Source organism: Acidovorax sp. LjRoot66 (assembly GCF_964253305.1).
Taxonomy (GTDB): domain Bacteria; phylum Pseudomonadota; class Gammaproteobacteria; order Burkholderiales; family Burkholderiaceae_C; genus Acidovorax.
Genome location: NZ_CAXUQU020000001.1, coordinates 5,661,125 through 5,677,252 on the forward strand (window position 1 = coordinate 5,661,125; position 16,128 = coordinate 5,677,252).

The 16,128-nt window shown below is 64.7% G+C and carries 16 protein-coding genes; 4 read left to right on the forward strand and 12 right to left on the reverse strand.

Annotated elements, in window-relative coordinates:
* Position 1 precedes the first annotated feature (1 nt).
* The 4 genes from ACSQ3Y_RS26555 (at position 2) to ACSQ3Y_RS26570 (ending at position 4,126) form a co-directional block, all read left to right on the forward strand.
* Positions 2–628, forward strand: coding sequence for a sugar transferase (locus ACSQ3Y_RS26555; protein WP_436180176.1), 627 nt, complete (start codon positions 2–4; stop codon positions 626–628).
* Between the two features lie 171 nt (positions 629–799).
* A complete protein-coding gene (lysS, locus tag ACSQ3Y_RS26560; protein WP_057202116.1) occupies positions 800–2,344 on the forward strand; it encodes a lysine--tRNA ligase in 1,545 nt (514 codons plus the stop codon).
* A 41-nt stretch (positions 2,345–2,385) separates the two neighbouring features.
* Positions 2,386–3,423, forward strand: coding sequence for a GGDEF domain-containing response regulator (locus ACSQ3Y_RS26565; protein ID WP_436179386.1), 1,038 nt, complete (start codon positions 2,386–2,388; stop codon positions 3,421–3,423).
* 46 nt (positions 3,424–3,469) lie between these two features.
* A complete protein-coding gene (locus tag ACSQ3Y_RS26570; RefSeq protein WP_427999684.1) occupies positions 3,470–4,126 on the forward strand; it encodes a mechanosensitive ion channel family protein in 657 nt (218 codons plus the stop codon).
* Between the two features lie 28 nt (positions 4,127–4,154).
* Here ACSQ3Y_RS26570 and nagZ read toward each other — a convergent pair whose 3' ends face one another.
* From nagZ to ACSQ3Y_RS26630, 12 genes are all read right to left on the reverse strand, one after another.
* A complete protein-coding gene (gene nagZ, locus ACSQ3Y_RS26575) occupies positions 4,155–5,264 on the reverse strand; it encodes a beta-N-acetylhexosaminidase (protein WP_427999683.1) in 1,110 nt (369 codons plus the stop codon).
* A gap of 65 nt (positions 5,265–5,329) precedes the next feature.
* Positions 5,330–5,725: a holo-ACP synthase gene (gene acpS / locus ACSQ3Y_RS26580; RefSeq protein ID WP_057202112.1), complete on the reverse strand. Its 396-nt coding sequence runs from the start codon at positions 5,723–5,725 to the stop codon at positions 5,330–5,332.
* A gap of 10 nt (positions 5,726–5,735) precedes the next feature.
* Complete coding sequence (locus ACSQ3Y_RS26585) at positions 5,736–6,494, reverse strand: pyridoxine 5'-phosphate synthase (protein WP_057268448.1); 759 nt, start codon at positions 6,492–6,494, stop codon at positions 5,736–5,738.
* 14 nt (positions 6,495–6,508) lie between these two features.
* Positions 6,509–7,276 (reverse strand): DNA repair protein RecO, encoded by a 768-nt coding sequence (gene recO / locus ACSQ3Y_RS26590; protein ID WP_057268447.1) that lies wholly within the window; start codon positions 7,274–7,276, stop codon positions 6,509–6,511.
* Between the two features lie 65 nt (positions 7,277–7,341).
* On the reverse strand, positions 7,342–8,358 hold the full coding sequence (gene era / locus ACSQ3Y_RS26595) for a GTPase Era (protein WP_057202109.1): 1,017 nt from the start codon (positions 8,356–8,358) through the stop codon (positions 7,342–7,344).
* A complete protein-coding gene (gene rnc / locus ACSQ3Y_RS26600; RefSeq protein WP_436179387.1) occupies positions 8,355–9,038 on the reverse strand; it encodes a ribonuclease III in 684 nt (227 codons plus the stop codon). Before rnc ends, era begins: the two co-directional genes overlap by 4 nt.
* Positions 9,038–9,403, reverse strand: coding sequence for a DUF4845 domain-containing protein (locus ACSQ3Y_RS26605; protein WP_436179388.1), 366 nt, complete (start codon positions 9,401–9,403; stop codon positions 9,038–9,040). The genes rnc and ACSQ3Y_RS26605 overlap by 1 nt, the downstream gene beginning before the upstream one ends.
* 42 nt (positions 9,404–9,445) lie before the next feature.
* Entirely contained in the window at positions 9,446–10,414 is a 969-nt protein-coding gene (lepB, locus tag ACSQ3Y_RS26610) for a signal peptidase I (RefSeq protein ID WP_436179389.1), read from the reverse strand.
* Positions 10,414–12,222 carry a translation elongation factor 4 gene (gene lepA / locus ACSQ3Y_RS26615; protein WP_057268442.1) on the reverse strand — a complete coding sequence of 603 codons (1,809 nt, stop codon included), beginning with the start codon at positions 12,220–12,222 and terminating at the stop codon, positions 10,414–10,416. Before lepA ends, lepB begins: the two co-directional genes overlap by 1 nt.
* 520 nt (positions 12,223–12,742) lie before the next feature.
* Entirely contained in the window at positions 12,743–14,212 is a 1,470-nt protein-coding gene (locus tag ACSQ3Y_RS26620) for a Do family serine endopeptidase (RefSeq protein WP_057202559.1), read from the reverse strand.
* Between the two features lie 115 nt (positions 14,213–14,327).
* Positions 14,328–15,419 carry a MucB/RseB C-terminal domain-containing protein gene (locus ACSQ3Y_RS26625; RefSeq protein ID WP_057202104.1) on the reverse strand — a complete coding sequence of 364 codons (1,092 nt, stop codon included), beginning with the start codon at positions 15,417–15,419 and terminating at the stop codon, positions 14,328–14,330.
* A 24-nt stretch (positions 15,420–15,443) separates the two neighbouring features.
* Positions 15,444–16,100: a sigma-E factor negative regulatory protein gene (locus ACSQ3Y_RS26630; RefSeq protein ID WP_436179390.1), complete on the reverse strand. Its 657-nt coding sequence runs from the start codon at positions 16,098–16,100 to the stop codon at positions 15,444–15,446.
* Positions 16,101–16,128 lie beyond the last annotated feature (28 nt).

The window sequence follows — 16,128 nt, forward strand, 5'->3', positions numbered from 1 at the left end:
GATGCTCAAGCGCCTGATGGACATCGTGGTCTCGGGCGGCGCCCTGCTGGCGCTCAGCCCGGTGCTGCTGGCCATCGCGCTATGGGTGCGCTGGGATTCGGCAGGCGGGGCGTTGTTCCGCCAGGAGCGGGTGGGCCGGCACGGGCGCAGCTTTCACATCTACAAGTTCCGCTCCATGCACACCGGGGCCGACCGGGCGGGCCCGGCCATTACCGTGGGGGAGGACGCGCGCATCACCCGCGCGGGCCAGTGGCTGCGCCACAGCAAGCTAGACGAACTGCCGCAGCTGTTCAATGTACTCAAGGGCGACATGAGCCTGGTGGGCCCGCGGCCCGAAGTGCCGCGCTATGTGGCGATGTACCCGGCCGAGCTCAGAGCCATCGTGCTGAGCGTGCGCCCGGGCATCACCGACCTGGCCTCCATCGCATTTCGCAACGAAAGCGCGCTGCTGGCGCAGAGCGCCGACCCCGAGCGCACCTACGTGCAAGAGATCCTGCCCGTGAAGCTGGACTATGCCGCGCGCTATGCGCGCAACCACAGCGTGTGGCAGGACCTGCGGATCCTGGCGCAGACGATGCACGCCGTGCTGCGCCCGGATGCGTCGCCGGGCCAGGATACGCCGCGCTGAACCACCGCAGCGACCGCGCAGGGCCGCCCACGGTGCCTAAAACCCGGCACTGCACGGGTAAAAAACCGGGTTGCGCCCGCCAAGCCGATAAAATCAAGGGTTGGCTGCCGCAGACTCCCTGACAGCCCCTTATTTTCGACGCACCACGCTCGCACCGCATTGACAGCACCTATGTCTGAACAGAACACCCCACCAGTGCCCCCGGACGACAACAAGCTCATGGCCGAGCGCCGCGAAAAGCTCCGCGCGCTGCGCGAAACCCAGGCCCAGGGCGGCGCCGTGGCTTTCCCCAACAATTTCAAGCCGGCGAACAAGGCGGCCGAGTTGCACCTGACCTATGGCCCACTCGATGCCGAGGCCCTGGAGGCCAATCCGGCCACGGTGAGCGTGGCCGGCCGCATGATGCTCAAGCGCGTGATGGGCAAGGCCAGCTTTGCCACGGTGCAGGACGGATCCCTGGGCGACACCGGCGGCCAGATCCAGCTGTACGTGACCCGCGATGCGCTGGGCGAAGAGGCCTATGCGGCCTTCAAGCACTGGGATCTGGGCGACATCGTGGGCGCCGAGGGCACCACGTTCAAGACCAAGACCGGCGAGCTGTCGATCAAGGTCACGCGCCTGCGCTTGTTGACCAAGAGCCTGCGCCCGCTGCCCGATAAGTTCCACGGCATGGCCGACCAAGAGCAGAAGTACCGCCAGCGCTATGTGGACCTGATCACCGACGAACAGGCGCGCAGGCGCTTCATCGCGCGCAGCAAGGCCGTGAGCGGCCTGCGCGAGTTCATGGTGGACCACGGCTTCCTTGAGGTCGAGACGCCCATGCTGCACCCGATCCCGGGCGGTGCCAATGCCAAGCCCTTCGTGACGCACCACAACGCGCTCGAGCAGGAGATGTACCTGCGCATCGCGCCGGAGCTGTACTTGAAGCGCCTGATCGTGGGCGGTTTCGAGCGCGTGTTCGAGATCAACCGCAGCTACCGCAACGAAGGTATCTCTGTGCGCCACAACCCCGAGTTCACCATGATGGAGTTCTACGCGGCGTACTGGAACTACCTGGACCTGATGGACTTCACCGAGACGCTGATCCGCGAAGTGGCGCTCAAGGCCACGGGCTCGCTGCAGCTGACCTACCAGGGCCGCGCGGTGGACCTGTCGCAGCCGTTTGCGCGCCTGACGATCCGCGAAGCCATCTTCCAGTACACCGAGGCAGGCGCCCATGTGGACGACGCCGCGTGGCTGATCAGTGCACTGAAGAAGCTGGGCCTGAACGAAGAAAAGAACAAGCTGTCCACGCGTTCGCTGGCCAGCCTGCAGGTGCTGTATTTCGAAGAGACGGTGGAAGACAAGCTGTGGCTGCCCACCTTCATCATGGAGCACCCCACCGAAATCTCGCCGCTGGCGCGTGCCAACGACACCCGGCCCGAGGTGACCGAGCGCTTCGAGCTGTACATCACCGGGCGCGAGTTCGGCAATGGTTTCAGCGAGCTCAACGACGCCGAGGACCAGGCCGCGCGTTTCCACGCCCAGGTGGCCGCCAAGGACAGCGGTGACGACGAGGCCATGTTCTACGACCACGATTTCGTGCGCGCGCTGGAGTACGGCATGCCTCCCACGGGCGGCTGCGGCATCGGCATCGACCGCCTGATGATGCTGTTGACCGATAGCCCGAGCATCCGCGACGTGATACTGTTCCCGGCATTGCGGCGGGAGTCCTGAGCGGCTGCCGCGCAGTGCCCTTCGCTTCAAGGAGAGCTACCGTGCCCTTCACCCCCAGCAGCGCGCCCTACCCTGCAGCGCCCGCCTCGGCGTCCTCCCGCAACAGTTTTTCGGTACTGGTGGTGGAGGACCAGAATTCGGTGAGGGCGGCGCTCGTGGCCGAGCTGCGGCACGCAGGGGTGTCGGAGATCTTCGAGGCCCCCGAAGGTGCGGCGGCACTGCACCTGTTCAAGACACATCGGCCGGACCTGGTGCTGCTGGACATCCGGCTGCCCGGCAAGGACGGCTACTGGGTGGCCCAGCAGATGCGCGAGAGCGAGGCGGGCGACTGGACGCCGATCATCTTCCTGTCGGGCCTGGACAATGAACTCGACGTATGGCGCGGCATCGAGGTGGGGGGCGACGACTACCTGGTCAAGCCCGTCAAGCCCATCGTGCTGATGGCCAAGCTGCGCGCCATGCAGCGCCTCTTGGACATGCGCCGGCGGCTGGTGTCGGTATCGGCCGAGCTGCATCTGGCCAACCAGCGCCTCAACGAGATGGTGGAAGTGGACTCGCTGACCGGCCTGGTGAACCGCCGGGGCTTTGACCGCATGCTGCACAGCGAGATCCTGTCGGCCCGGCGCGACGGCACGCCGCTGACGCTGATGCTGTGCGACCTGGACCATTTCAAGCTGTTCAACGACGCCAGCGGCCACGTGCAGGGAGACGCCTGCCTGAAAGAGGTGGGCCGGTTGCTGCGCGAGGTGTGCGTGCGGCCGCGCGACGTGGCTTCGCGCTATGGCGGCGAAGAGTTCGCACTGATCCTGCCCAACACCCCGCGATCGGGTGCCATGACCTTTGCAAGGGCCCTGGGCCAGTTGCTCAAGGTGCGCGGCATTGCCCACCCCGACTCGCCGCTGGGCGATGCACTCACGCTGTCGGGTGGCATCACCACCTGCGTGCCCGACGACAGCACCAATGCCGAGAGCATGATCATGCGCGCCGACCAGGCACTGTATGCGGCCAAGGCCCAGGGCCGCAACCGCTTTTTCAGTTTCGAGATGCAGATGGACACCGTGGAGCAATTGCGCAGCTGATGGCGATCTTTTCCGTTTTCTGCGCGCCCGAGCGCGCCCTTTTTCCATGGCCACCAACGGTCTGCATGTTTTGAAGACGCGGCTCCCGGACTGGGTGCAGGACTGGCTCGATGTGATCGTGCCCAGCCTGCAGATCCTGCTGGTCGTTTTTGTGGCCTGGATGCTGCAGCGCCTGCTGCGGCGCCTGGTGGCGCGTGCCGCCGCCCACTACCAGTTGCCCGACGAGCTGCTGGTACCCATCAAGGGATTGATACGCTGGACCATCGTGGCCAGCGCCTCCCTGCTGGTGCTCGAACGCATGGGGGTTTCGGCCACGGTGCTGTGGACGGCCCTGACGGGCTTTGCCACCGTGGGCGCCGTGGCTTTCTTCGCGGCGTGGAGCGTGTTGTCCAACCTGTTCTGCGCGCTGCTGATCTTCACGGTGCGGCCGTTCCGCGTGGGCGACTATATCGAGGTGCTGGACACGGCAGAGAAGCCCGGCGCCAAAGGCCGGGTGGTGGACATCAACCTGCTGTACACCACGCTCGAAGACCACCTCCATGCGGGCCCGGATGGCACCTGGCTGCAGATACCCAACGCCCTGATCTTCCAGCGCGTGATACGGCGCTGGAGAGGGCCGCCCCCGCCCCTGGCGGCACCTGTCGCGGAACCCGCTCCAGCACTGCCCGCGCAGAGCGCTCCATCGGCGTATCCAGCACCCTGAGCCTGCGGCAGCAGGCCTCGAACGCGGATCAGGGCAGCAGGTCCAGCGCCTGAAGGTAGGCCGGCTGGTACATGAGGTCGTCCCAGGCCTGGGGAAGGGTCTCGGGCAGCAGGGCGATGCGGCGCGACTCGCTGTCCACATTGGGCTGCCAGCGGCCCCGGGCCTGCGCATCCGCCAGGCCGCCCAGCAGTTCGTCCACGGCCTTGCCATCGCCCACGCTCTGGTTGCACAGCAGCACCAGATCGCATCCGGCCTGCAGCGCGGCCAGGGCACCATCGGTGTAGCTGACCAGTTGGCCATCGAGGCGGCGAGCCCCTTCCATGCTCAGGTCGTCGCTGAAGATGGCGCCATCAAAGCGCATCTCGCGGCGCAGGATGTCCTGCAGCCAGCGTTGGGAGAACCCGGCGGGGCGGCTGTCCACCTTGGGGTAGATCACGTGGGCCGGCATCACGCTGGTGAGCGTGCTGCTGAGCCAGGGGTATGGCGCCGCGTCGTCGGCCAGGATGGCCTTGAGGCTGCGCGTGTCCACCGGTACCTCGGTGTGCGAATCGGCCCGGGCGAAGCCATGGCCGGGAAAGTGCTTGCCGCAATTGGCCATGCCGGCCTGCAGCAGTCCGTGCATGAGGCTCTTGGCGAGCAGGGCCACGACGCGCGGATCGCGGTGGAAGGAGCGGTCGCCGATCACGCCACTGCGCGAGCCGGCGTCTTCGTCCTGCCAGTCGAGGTCGAGCACCGGGGTGAACGAGAAATCCACGCCGCAGGCGCGCAGCTCGGTGCCCAGCACATAGCCGGCGGCCGTCGCGGCATTGGTCGCGCGCAGGGCGCCGCTGCCGGGCACCGCCTTGGCGCCCTTGCCATCGTCCATCCACATCGCGCCCAGGGCGCGCATGGGCGGCAGGTGGGTGAAGCCGTCGGTGCGAAAGCGCTGCACGCGCCCGCCTTCATGGTCCACGCAGACCAGCAGATCATCGCGCACGGCCTTGATGGCGCTGGTCAGGCCCAGCAACTGGGCCCGGTTTTCCCAGTTGCGGGCGAACAGGATCACGCCGCCAGTGAGCGGGTGGGCCAGGCGGCGGCGGTCGTCGGCGCTGAGCGCGGTGCCGGCCACATCGAGGATGACGGGTGCGTGTTCGGTCATGGGCTTGTGAAATCAGAAGGGATGGAAACTGGGCGGCCACGCTGAGAGCTGCATGCCGGCGGAAATCAGGGGGCTTTTTCGACCACGCAGAAGCTGGCGGCGTAGTCCGTCTCGTCCGTGACGCTCAGGTGGGCCTGCAGGCCACGCTCTTCGAACCATTCCTTGAGCGCACCGTGCAGCACGATCACGGGTTGGCCCGAAGGCAGCTTGGCCACTTCGCAGTGGCGCCAGGTCATGGGCATGCGCATGCCGAGGCCGATGGCCTTGCTGAAGGCTTCCTTAGCGGAAAAGCGCGTGGCCAGGTAGCGCAGGCCCCGGTCCGGCCAGCGGGCCGTGCGCGCACGCCAGGTGGCGAGTTCACCCTGGGACAGCACCTTTTCGGCGAAGCGGTCGCCATGGCGCTCCAGGCTGGCCTGGATACGGCGCACGTCGCAGATGTCGGTTCCGATGCCGTAGATCATGGCACGGCACTCAGCCTGCTGGGGCGATGCAGGCGTTGTAGGCCTGCACGGTGGCGGCGTAGCCCAGTTCCAATGCATCGGCGATCAGCGCGTGGCCAATGGACACCTCCAGCACGCCGGGCACCTCGCGCACGAAAGCGGTGAGGTTGTCGCGGTTCAGGTCATGGCCGGCATTGACGCCCAGCCCGGCATCGAGCGCGGCCTGGGCGGCAGTGCGGTAGCGCTCCAACTGCAAGGCCTGCCCGGAGGTTCCCCAGGCGGCGGCATAAGGCTCGGTGTAAAGCTCGACGCGATCAGCCCCCACGGCCTTGGCGGCGGCCATGGCTTCGGGCACCGGGTCCATGAACAGGCTCACGCGAACGCCCAGGGCCTTGCACTCGGCGATCAAGGGCGCCAGGCGCTCGGCATCCTGCGGGAAGCTCCAGCCATGGTCGCTGGTGAACTGGTCTTCGCTGTCGGGCACGAAAGTGGCCTGGTGCGGGCGCACCTGGCGGATAAAGTCCATCAGGTTCTGCGAGGGGTTGCCCTCGATGTTGTACTCCCGGTCGGGCCAGGCCTTCATCAGTTCAGCCAGCTCGAACACGTCATGGCTGCGGATGTGGCGTTCGTCCGGACGGGGATGCACGGTGATGCCCCGCGCGCCGGCTTCAAGGCACAGCTGGGCCGCACGCGTGACACTGGGAATTCCCAGGTGGCGCGTGTTGCGCACCAGGGCGACCTTGTTGACGTTGACCGACAGGGCGGTACGGTGCGGCGTGGGGTGTGGCATGTGGTGTATAGAGGTCAGAGAGACTGCAGATCCATCATGAGCTGGCGGGTGCGCAGCGTGGGACTGCCGCAATGGTATTGCAAGAGCGCCCGCAGTTGGGGCTTGAGCTCGGCGGCCACCGGAGCGCAGGCGCGCAAGGTGGCGGTGTAGCTGGATGCATTGCTGTCCAGTGCCGCCTGCAGGGCCTGCCACTGGCTGCCGGGCAGCGCGACGCGATCGCCAGATGAGGCCGCACGCAACCCCCCTTCGGCCACCAGCGTGTAGCGCGTGCCGGGGTGCAAGGGCTCCAGGGTCATGGTCTGCGCATCCAGGCTGGGCAAGAGCCCGATCTCGCGCAGCAGCAGCAGCTCGAAACTGCGCAGCACGGGCTCGAGTGCATCGCCATGCTCGCTGGCGAGCACGCGCACCACGCCGGCATAGTCATCGAACAGCGCAGTGTGTGCATCAGCCCGCGCCAGCAGGCGCAGCAGCAGCTCATTGAGGTACATGCCCGACAGCAGGGCATCACCCGTCGGCATGACATGCCCGCCAACCCACTCGGCCCCCTTGAGCGTGTGGATGTCGGCCGAGCCATCGCCCGACAGGGTGTAGGTGAGCAAGAGCGGCTGCAGCGGCAGCAGCACGGGGCGAAAATTGGAGGTGGGCTTCTTGGCGCCTTTGGCGACCAGGGCGACACGGCCCTGGCGGCGACAGAACACCTCCAGGATCAGGCTCGACTCGCTCCAGTCGTAGCTGTGCAGTACGAAGGCCGGTTCATCGGAAATGCGCTTGGCAACGGCCATGGGCGGCTTTCAGCCAGGCCGCAGGCGTTGAAGCGCCTCTGCACGGAGCAGCGCGGCGGCCATCCTCACTCGTAACCGAAGGAGCGCACACGCGCCTCGTCATCGGCCCAGCCCGAGCGCACCTTGACCCATAGCTCCAGGAACACCTTGGCATCCATGAGCTTTTCGAGTTCCTGGCGGGCTTCGGTGCCGATGCGCTTCAAGCGCTCGCCCTTGTCGCCGATGACCATCATCTTGTGGTTGTCGCGCTCGACCACAATGGTGGCGGCGATCTTCACGAGGCGCTTGTGCTGCTTGCTCGCTTCTTCCTCAAACTTGTCGATGACCACAGTGGAGGTGTAAGGCAACTCGTCACCCGTGAAGCGGAACAGCTTTTCGCGCACGGTTTCGCCGGCCAGGAATTTCTCGCTGCGGTCGGTGAGCTCGTCCTCGCCATACCACCAGGCCTGCTCGGGCAGGTATTTGGCGCAGATACCGAAGAGACGCTCGATATCGCCCTTGTTCTTGGCCGACATGGGCACGAATTCGGCGAACGGGTGGCGCTCCTGCATGCTCTTGAGCCAGGGGGCCAGCTCGGCACGGCGGTTGACCATGTCGAGCTTGTTGGCAATCAGCAAGGTGGGAATGCCGGGCTTGAACAGCGACAGCACCTTGGCGTCGGCCAGCGTGAAGTTGCCCGCCTCCACGACGAAGAGGATCAGGTCCACGTCGCCGATGGCGCCCATCACGGTCTTGTTGAGCGACTTGTTCAGGGCCGTGGCATGCCGGGTCTGAAAACCTGGGGTGTCGACAAAGACGAACTGGGTCTGCTCGCGCGTGCGGATGCCGGTGATGCGGTGGCGCGTGGTCTGTGCCTTGCGCGAGGTGATGCTGATCTTCTGGCCCACCAGTGCATTGAGCAGGGTGGACTTGCCCACGTTGGGCTTGCCGACGATGGCAATCACGCCGCAGCGCTGGCCTGGCATGGCCGCAGGTGCACCTGCAGCCGCCAGCATGGCATCCAGATCCCCCGGGGTTTGGGGATGGTCTGCAGGGGTACCGGCATCGCCCGCTGTGTCGTTGGTGGCGTTGTCGTCGTTCATAGATTCTTTGCTTTCAGTGTGGCCAGCATGGCCGCTGCCGCAGCCTGCTCACCGGCACGGCGGGAGCCGCCGATGCCACGCTCTATCAGGCCCAGTTCGGGAATATCGCACTCGACATCGAAGGTCTGGCGGTGCGCCGCCCCCACGGTGGCCACGACGGCATACTGCGGAAGCTTCATTTTGCGGCCCTGGAGCCACTCCTGCAACGCGGTCTTCGGGTCTTTGGAGGCCGCCTGCATCTGCGGGTTGATCTCCATGGCCTGGAACAGGCGGTGCACCAGGGCTTCGGCCTGCATATAACCGGCGTCGAGGTAGACCGCGCCGATCAGCGCCTCCAGCGCATCGGCAAGGATCGAAGGGCGCTGGTGGCCACCGGATTTGGATTCACCCTCACCGAGGCGCAACACCTCAGACACACGCAGGCGCAGGGACAACTGGTGCAGGGTGTCCTGCTTGACCAGGTTGGCCCGCACGCGCGAGAGGTCGCCTTCAGGCAAGGACCCCAGGCGCTGGTACAGAAGACTCGCCACCGCGAGGTTTAGGACGGAGTCCCCCAGGAACTCGAGCCGCTCATTGTGGTCGGCCGAAAAGCTGCGGTGCGTGATGGCACGTTGCAGCAGCGAGGGGTCGGAAAAGGGATGCTGCAGGCGGTCCTGCAGCGCAAGAAGACTGGGGGACACTACTTGGTCTGTCCCTCGAAGCGGTAGACGAGATAAGCCGGACCAGCGAGGGGGATCTCGCGTGAATACTTAAAACTCACCACATTCTTATCGCCACGCTTCGTGACCTCCAGGTCTTTGCCAGAGATAGAACTGATGTTGTCGATCGCACCCGCTCGGTCAAAAGCACCACGTATCCCGGCCACCGTGGTCTCTTCCTTGGCAGCCTTGGTGGCAGCCTTGTTGATCGCCTGGTACTCCAGAAAAATGGGGACAGACTGCCCACCGATGGCAAATGCGGCCACGCAGATCAGCCCGATGAAAATCACACCAATGAACGACAGACCACGCTGGCGCGAACGGCTGGCAAAACGGTTGGAATACATACTCTCCCCTCTCCGTACTTACTGATTAAAACAGGCCATGGGTCATTGGAAAGACCCGATGCGCTTGGGATTGCTGAAATTCATCCAGACGAAAAAGGCCTTGCCCACGATGTTGGCGTCGGGCACAAAGCCCCAATAGCGAGAATCCAGCGAATTGTCGCGGTTGTCCCCCATCATGAAATAGTGGCCTTCCGGCACTTTGCACACCACGCCTTCAACACTGTAGCGGCAGTTGTCACGATACGCAAAACTGGTCGCGCCCTGGATGAAGGCCGGAGCATCCGGATAGTTCAGCAATCGGTGTGCCTTGCCATCGATCTGCTCTTCGAGTTGCGGGTAGTACTTCACTTCGTCCAGAAAATCCGGGACGGCCGTGGTGGGCACCGCCTGCCCGTTGATCGTGAGGCGCTTGTTCAGGTACGCCACTTCGTCGCCCGGCACGCCGATCACGCGCTTGATGTAGTCCAGGCTGGGCTGCGGCGGGTAGCGGAACACCATGACATCGCCGCGCGCGGGCTTGTTGCCCTCGATGATCTTGGTGTTGATCACCGGCAGGCGCACGCCGTAGGTGAACTTGTTCACCAGGATCAGGTCGCCCACCAGCAGGGTCGGGATCATCGAGCCCGACGGGATCTTGAATGGTTCAAACAGAAAGGAGCGCAGCACGAACACCGCTGCGATCACCGGGAACAGCCCGGCCGTCCAGTCCAGCCACCAGGGCTGCATGAGCAGGCGCCCCTGGGCTTCCTGCACATCCAGATCCACCTTCTGGATGCCCATGCGGTCCAGTTCGGCCCGGCGCTGCACGGCAGCGTCTTCAATCGCCTGGGCTGCACGGCGGCGCTGGGGCAGGAAGTACAGCCGCTCGGCCAGCCAGAAGGCCCCCGTGACCACCGTGGCCAGGAACAGCAGCAGCGCAAAATTGCCCTCGATGAGGCCAAAGTACCAGGAACCCACGTAGCCAAGAAAGGCGGCCAGGATGGCGGCCGTCAGAATTTGCATGAACTGCATCAATCTTCCACCTGCAAAATGGCGAGGAAGGCCTCCTGGGGCACCTCGACCGAACCGATCTGCTTCATCCGCTTCTTGCCCGCCTTCTGCTTTTCCAGAAGCTTGCGCTTGCGGGAAATATCCCCGCCATAGCACTTGGCCAGCACGTTCTTGCGCAGGGCCTTGATGGTCTCGCGCGCGATGATGTTGGCGCCGATGGCGGCCTGGATGGCCACGTCGTACATCTGGCGGCTGATGATCTCGCGCATCTTGCCCACCACTGCCCGGCCGCGGTACTGCGACTGCGAACGGTGCACGATGATGGACAGCGCATCGACCTTCTCGCCGTTGAGCAGGATGTCCACCTTGACCACGTCGGATGCGCGGTACTCCTTGAACTCGTAGTCCATCGACGCATAGCCGCGCGAGACGGACTTGAGCTTGTCGAAGAAGTCGAGCACGATCTCGCCCAGCGGCATCTCATAGGTCAGCATGACCTGGCGGCCATGGTAGGCCATGTTGATCTGCACACCGCGCTTCTGGTTGGCCAGCGTCATCACCGGGCCCACGTAGTCCTGGGGCATGTACAGGTGCACGGTGACGATGGGCTCGCGCACCTCTTCCATCCGGCCCTGGTCGGGCATCTTGGACGGGTTCTCGACCATGACGGTCTCGCCATCGGCGCGGACCACCTGGTAGACCACACTGGGCGCCGTGGTGATCAGGTCCTGGTCGAATTCTCGCTCCAGGCGCTCCTGCACGATCTCCATGTGCAACAGGCCCAGGAAGCCGCAGCGAAAACCAAAGCCCAGCGCCTGGCTGACCTCGGGTTCGTAGTGCAGCGAAGCGTCGTTGAGCTTGAGCTTTTCCAGCGCATCGCGCAGCGAGTCGTACTCGCTGGCTTCCGTCGGGTACAGGCCCGCAAACACCTGGGGCTGGATTTCCTTGAAACCCGGCAGCGCTTCAGTGGCTGGGCCGGCATTGTTGGGCAGCTTCTTTTCGAGGGTGATGGTGTCACCCACCTTGGCGGCCTGCAACTCCTTGATGCCGGCGATGATGTAGCCAACCTGGCCCGCGTCGAGCGAGTTGCGCGGCTCGTTGGCGGGGGTGAACACGCCCAGGTTGTCCGCGTTGTACACCGCTTCGCTGGCCATCATCTTGATGCGCTCGCCCTTGAGCAGGCGGCCATCGACCACGCGCACCAGCATCACCACGCCCACGTAGCTATCGAACCAGCTGTCGACGATCATCGCGCGCAGCGGACCGTCGGCATTGCCGCGCGGCGCAGGCACCTTGGCCACGATGGCTTCGAGGATCTCGTCGATGCCCATGCCGGTCTTGGCCGAGCAGGGGATTGCATGCTCTGCATCGATGCCGATCACGTCCTCGATCTCGGCCTTCGCATTCTCCGGATCGGCATTGGGCAGATCCATCTTGTTGAGCACCGGCACCACTTCCACGCCGAGGTCGAGCGCGGTGTAGCAATTGGCCACGGTCTGTGCTTCGACGCCCTGCGAGGCATCGACGACGAGCAGCGCGCCTTCGCATGCGGACAGGGAGCGGCTCACCTCGTACGAGAAGTCAACGTGACCCGGAGTGTCGATCAGATTGAGGTTGTAGACCTGCCCATCCTGGGCCTTGTACTGCAGCGCAGCGGTCTGCGCCTTGATGGTTATCCCACGCTCTTTTTCGATGTCCATCGAGTCCAGAACCTGGGCCTCCATATCGCGGTCTGCAAGGCCGCCGCATCGCTGGATCAAGCGGTCAGCCAACGTCGACTTGCCATGGTCGATGTGCGCAATGATGGAAAAATTTCTGATGTGGTTCATCAACGGGAAGCGTCAAGTAATTGAATTAAAACGGCGCGCACAAGAAAAAAGGGCGCGTCGAGTGGCGACGCGCCCTGAACCAACAATCATTGGCAACTGCGATAGTTGGATCTTCATTGTAGGCAAAAAGCGAGTCGGAAGCAGCCCGGCACTGGCACGAAAAGGGTCGTTGCCTGACTGCAACAGGGATTTTATACACAGTTTATTCACAGATTCAGTCCGCGCGATGATGAACAACTTGTGGGTGAGCTGTGGATCAGCTGTGCATGAACACGGTGCATCCCGCATGGTGGAGCAGGAGCCGTTCAATATGCACATAACGGTTGAACAGACCCCTGCATTCTATCGAAACTGGTTGATGCCCCGTTCCGGAAGTTAGCGAAAGCTAACCTCTAAGTTTTTTTCAGGGCCGCAGCAGGGGCCCGCTTCCAGGGAGTTATTTGGGAAAACCCATCAAATACCGAGGGAATAGCCCATGGGACTACCCCTTTGCCCATCTGGAATTCGGCCACCTCCTCCTTCAGCGCAGAGGGCGGATCACCGCATATTGGGCCCACTCGCCGCGGCGATAGAGCAGACTCAAGGGCTTGCTCTTGTCCGCCTTGGACACGACCGACTCGAAGTCCTTGAGGCCCGCGATCTCCGTATTGGCCACAGACAGAATCACATCGCCTTCACGCAGGCCCGCCCGCGCAGCGGCATCGGTGGCCGATGCCACGGCCACGCCGCCCTTGAGCTTGAGTTCCTTCTTCTGTGCATCGGTGAGTTCAAGCACGGAAAGACCCAGTTGCTGGGCTGCCGCCGACGCCTTGGGCTTCTCCTCGCGCTCCACGGCCTTGGCGACCGGCTTGTCGGGTTCGATTTCGGCGATGGTGATGGTCAGGTCGCGCGCGCTGCCGCGGCGGAACACCGTGATGGCACTCTTGGTACCGGGCTTGGTGTTGCCCACCAGGCGCGGCAGGTCTGCCACCTTCTCGATGGGCTTGCCGTCGAAGCGGGTGATGATGTCCCCTGCCTCGACCCCGGCCTTGTCGGCCGGCGAGCCCGACTCCACCCCCGTCACCATTGCACCCTGCGACTTGCCCAGACCAATCGCGTCGGCCACGTCCTTGCTCACCGCGCCGATCTGCACGCCAATGCGGCCCCGGGTCACGCGGCCCGACGAGCGCAACTGCTCGCTGACGCGGATCGCTTCGTCCATCGGGATCGCAAACGAGATGCCCATGAAACCACCCGAACGCGAGTAGATCTGGCTGTTGATCCCCACCACCTCGCCGCGCATGTTGATCAGCGGGCCACCGGAATTGCCGGGGTTGATGGCCACGTCGGTCTGGATGAAGGGCAGGTAGTCGCCCGTGTCGCGCTGCTTGGCGCTCACGATGCCGGCGGTCACGCTGTTTTCCAGGCCGAAGGGCGAGCCGATGGCCATGACCCACTCACCCACCTTGAGGCGACTCACGTCGCCCACCTTCACAGCCGGCAACCCGGTGGCCTCGATCTTGACCACGGCCACGTCGGTGCGCTTGTCGACACCCACGATGCGCGCCTTGAACTCGCGCTTGTCGGTGAGCGTAACGATGACCTCATCGGCCCCCTCGACCACGTGCGCATTGGTCATCACGAAGCCATCGGCCGTGAGGATGAAGCCCGAGCCCACGCCGCGCGGTTGCGCCTCCTCATCCTGCTGCGGACGCTGAGGGCGCTGCTGGCGCGGCACGTTGGGAATCGGCACGCCGAAGCGGCGGAAGAACTCCGCCATCTCCTCGTCCATGCCGTTGGCGCCCGAACGCTCGGACGCCTTCTCGCGCGTTCGGATGTTCACCACCGACGGACCAACCTGGTCCACCAGGTCAGTGAAGTCCGGCAAGCCCCGGACCACGGCAGACTGCGCCATGGCCGCGCCCTGGGGCAGCACCGCCACGCTGGCCACCGTCGCCACCACGCCCGAAACGGCGAGGGCGCGCAGCATACTCCAATCAAACTTGGGCATCATCGACCTTTCAAATTGTGGGGAACGCGAAAAAGAGTGTCACAGCCTGTGAAGAGGCGGGCCTGCATTTGGTTCCCGAAAACCACGCAGTACCAGGGCTGTTCGCCGCGCCAGGTCAGCGCGCGCGCTCCAATGCACCGACGAAAAGGCGCAGCGTCTGCATGGGCACCTCACCGACGGCCGTCACCCAGGCATCGGAGGCCATGCGCTGGCCCAGCATCTGCGTGGCGCCCACACTGCCCAACTGGCCTTGTGCGCCATGCCGTTTCACATCGAAGGGCTCGATGAACAACGACACAGTCGCCAGGCCATCGGAGTACAGGCACTGCAGCACCGGCAACGCCTCTGCGGGCCCCGCAGCCGCCAGCCTCTTGTGGCAGCTTTGCGGCACAAAGCCGGCCACCGGCTGGCGCATGCGCCAACCCTCTTCCAGCGCCGTGGTCTTCACCGCCGCAGGGGCAATCACCTTGTAGCCCGATACGTCGTCCATCATGCGCGAAAGCTTGTCCAGAGGCACGGTGGCATTGAGGTCGAGTTCGGAAAAGGCCGCCTGCTCCAGCACCCGGCCATCGGTCGCCAGGGTCTGCAACTTGACCACCAGGCCCGACTCCTTTTCGCTCCAGATGCGGTAGCCGAAACGCAGGGGATCCAGCGGCTTGAACCAGACCACGTCCGCATCCAGGCCGGCCACGCGCTCCTGGCCCAGCACCTGGGCCTCATAGTGCCTGGCCAGGGACGTGCCCTGCACCGACGGCAACTGTGGGAACAGCCCGCGCGCGTCACCGCGCTCGGTGCGCACCGTGCGCTCCTCTGGCAAGAAGGTGCGCACTTCACCGTCGCGCCGGAACACCTTGCGCGGCGTGCCGCTCAGGCCATCCACCCGCTCCAGTTGCTGCTTGCCGTCACAGGCATTCCAGATGCGCGAGCTGAACATCGCGCCCGAGGAGGACAGCACCACGAAGGTACCGACATAGGGGCGATTGCGGGGCGCCTGGTGCATGCGCTCTATCCACTGGCCGATGTCGCGCACGGGACTCACCGGAGACAGGGGCGGCAACGCGGACGCTACCGAACTCTGCGCAGACTGCGCATGCGCTGGAGCAGGCCACAAGCCAGCGCACAGCCACAAGGCCAGGCCAGCGATCGCAGCACGCCGCCACACCCGTGCGGCGGCATGCGCCAGGGCAAAGTCAGAGATCCATCCCATTGTGGCGCGTCAGGTCAGGCAAATTCAGCGGCTGGGCGTGGCAAAGGTGGCATTGCGCAGGAAGCCCGCAGGCATCTGCAGCGCGGACGTGCTGCCAAACTGCTTGTGGGCCGCCAGGAGCTCGTCCAAGCGCGGATCGCGGATCATCACCTGCTGGCCTTCGTTCTCGGCCACGGCGATCATGGAGCCCGACTGCGTGACACCCTGCGGTGCCGGAGCAGTCTGGATCACAGGCGCTCCCACAGAAGCCATCTGGGCCCCCGAAACCCCGCTGCTGCCCTGCAGCATGCCGACGGAAGACCACCCGATGGCCGCCACGGCAGCCAGCGAGGCCACCCCCGCCACCATCTTCCAGCGGAACACCGAGGCATTGGCCGCAGGCAACCGGGCCTGCGCCACCACACCCAGGGCCGGTTCGGGTACCAACGCGGCAGGGCGCCGCACCGGCGCCTCCTGGGCCATCTGTTCGCGCAGGCGCGAGAGCAGCACATTGCCACTGTCGGCACGCGCCAGCTCGTTCGAGCGCAGCACATCACCCACCAGGTGGTAGAGCTGCCATGTGGCCAGCCCTTCGTCATCGCCTGTGCAGGCGATGGCATCCGCAAACGCATCGCCATGCAACTGGCCATCGGCCAACGCCGAAATCTGTTCGCGCTTCGTCGTCATCACATCATTGTTCATGGTCTCACCTGCATATCCGTCACCAGAC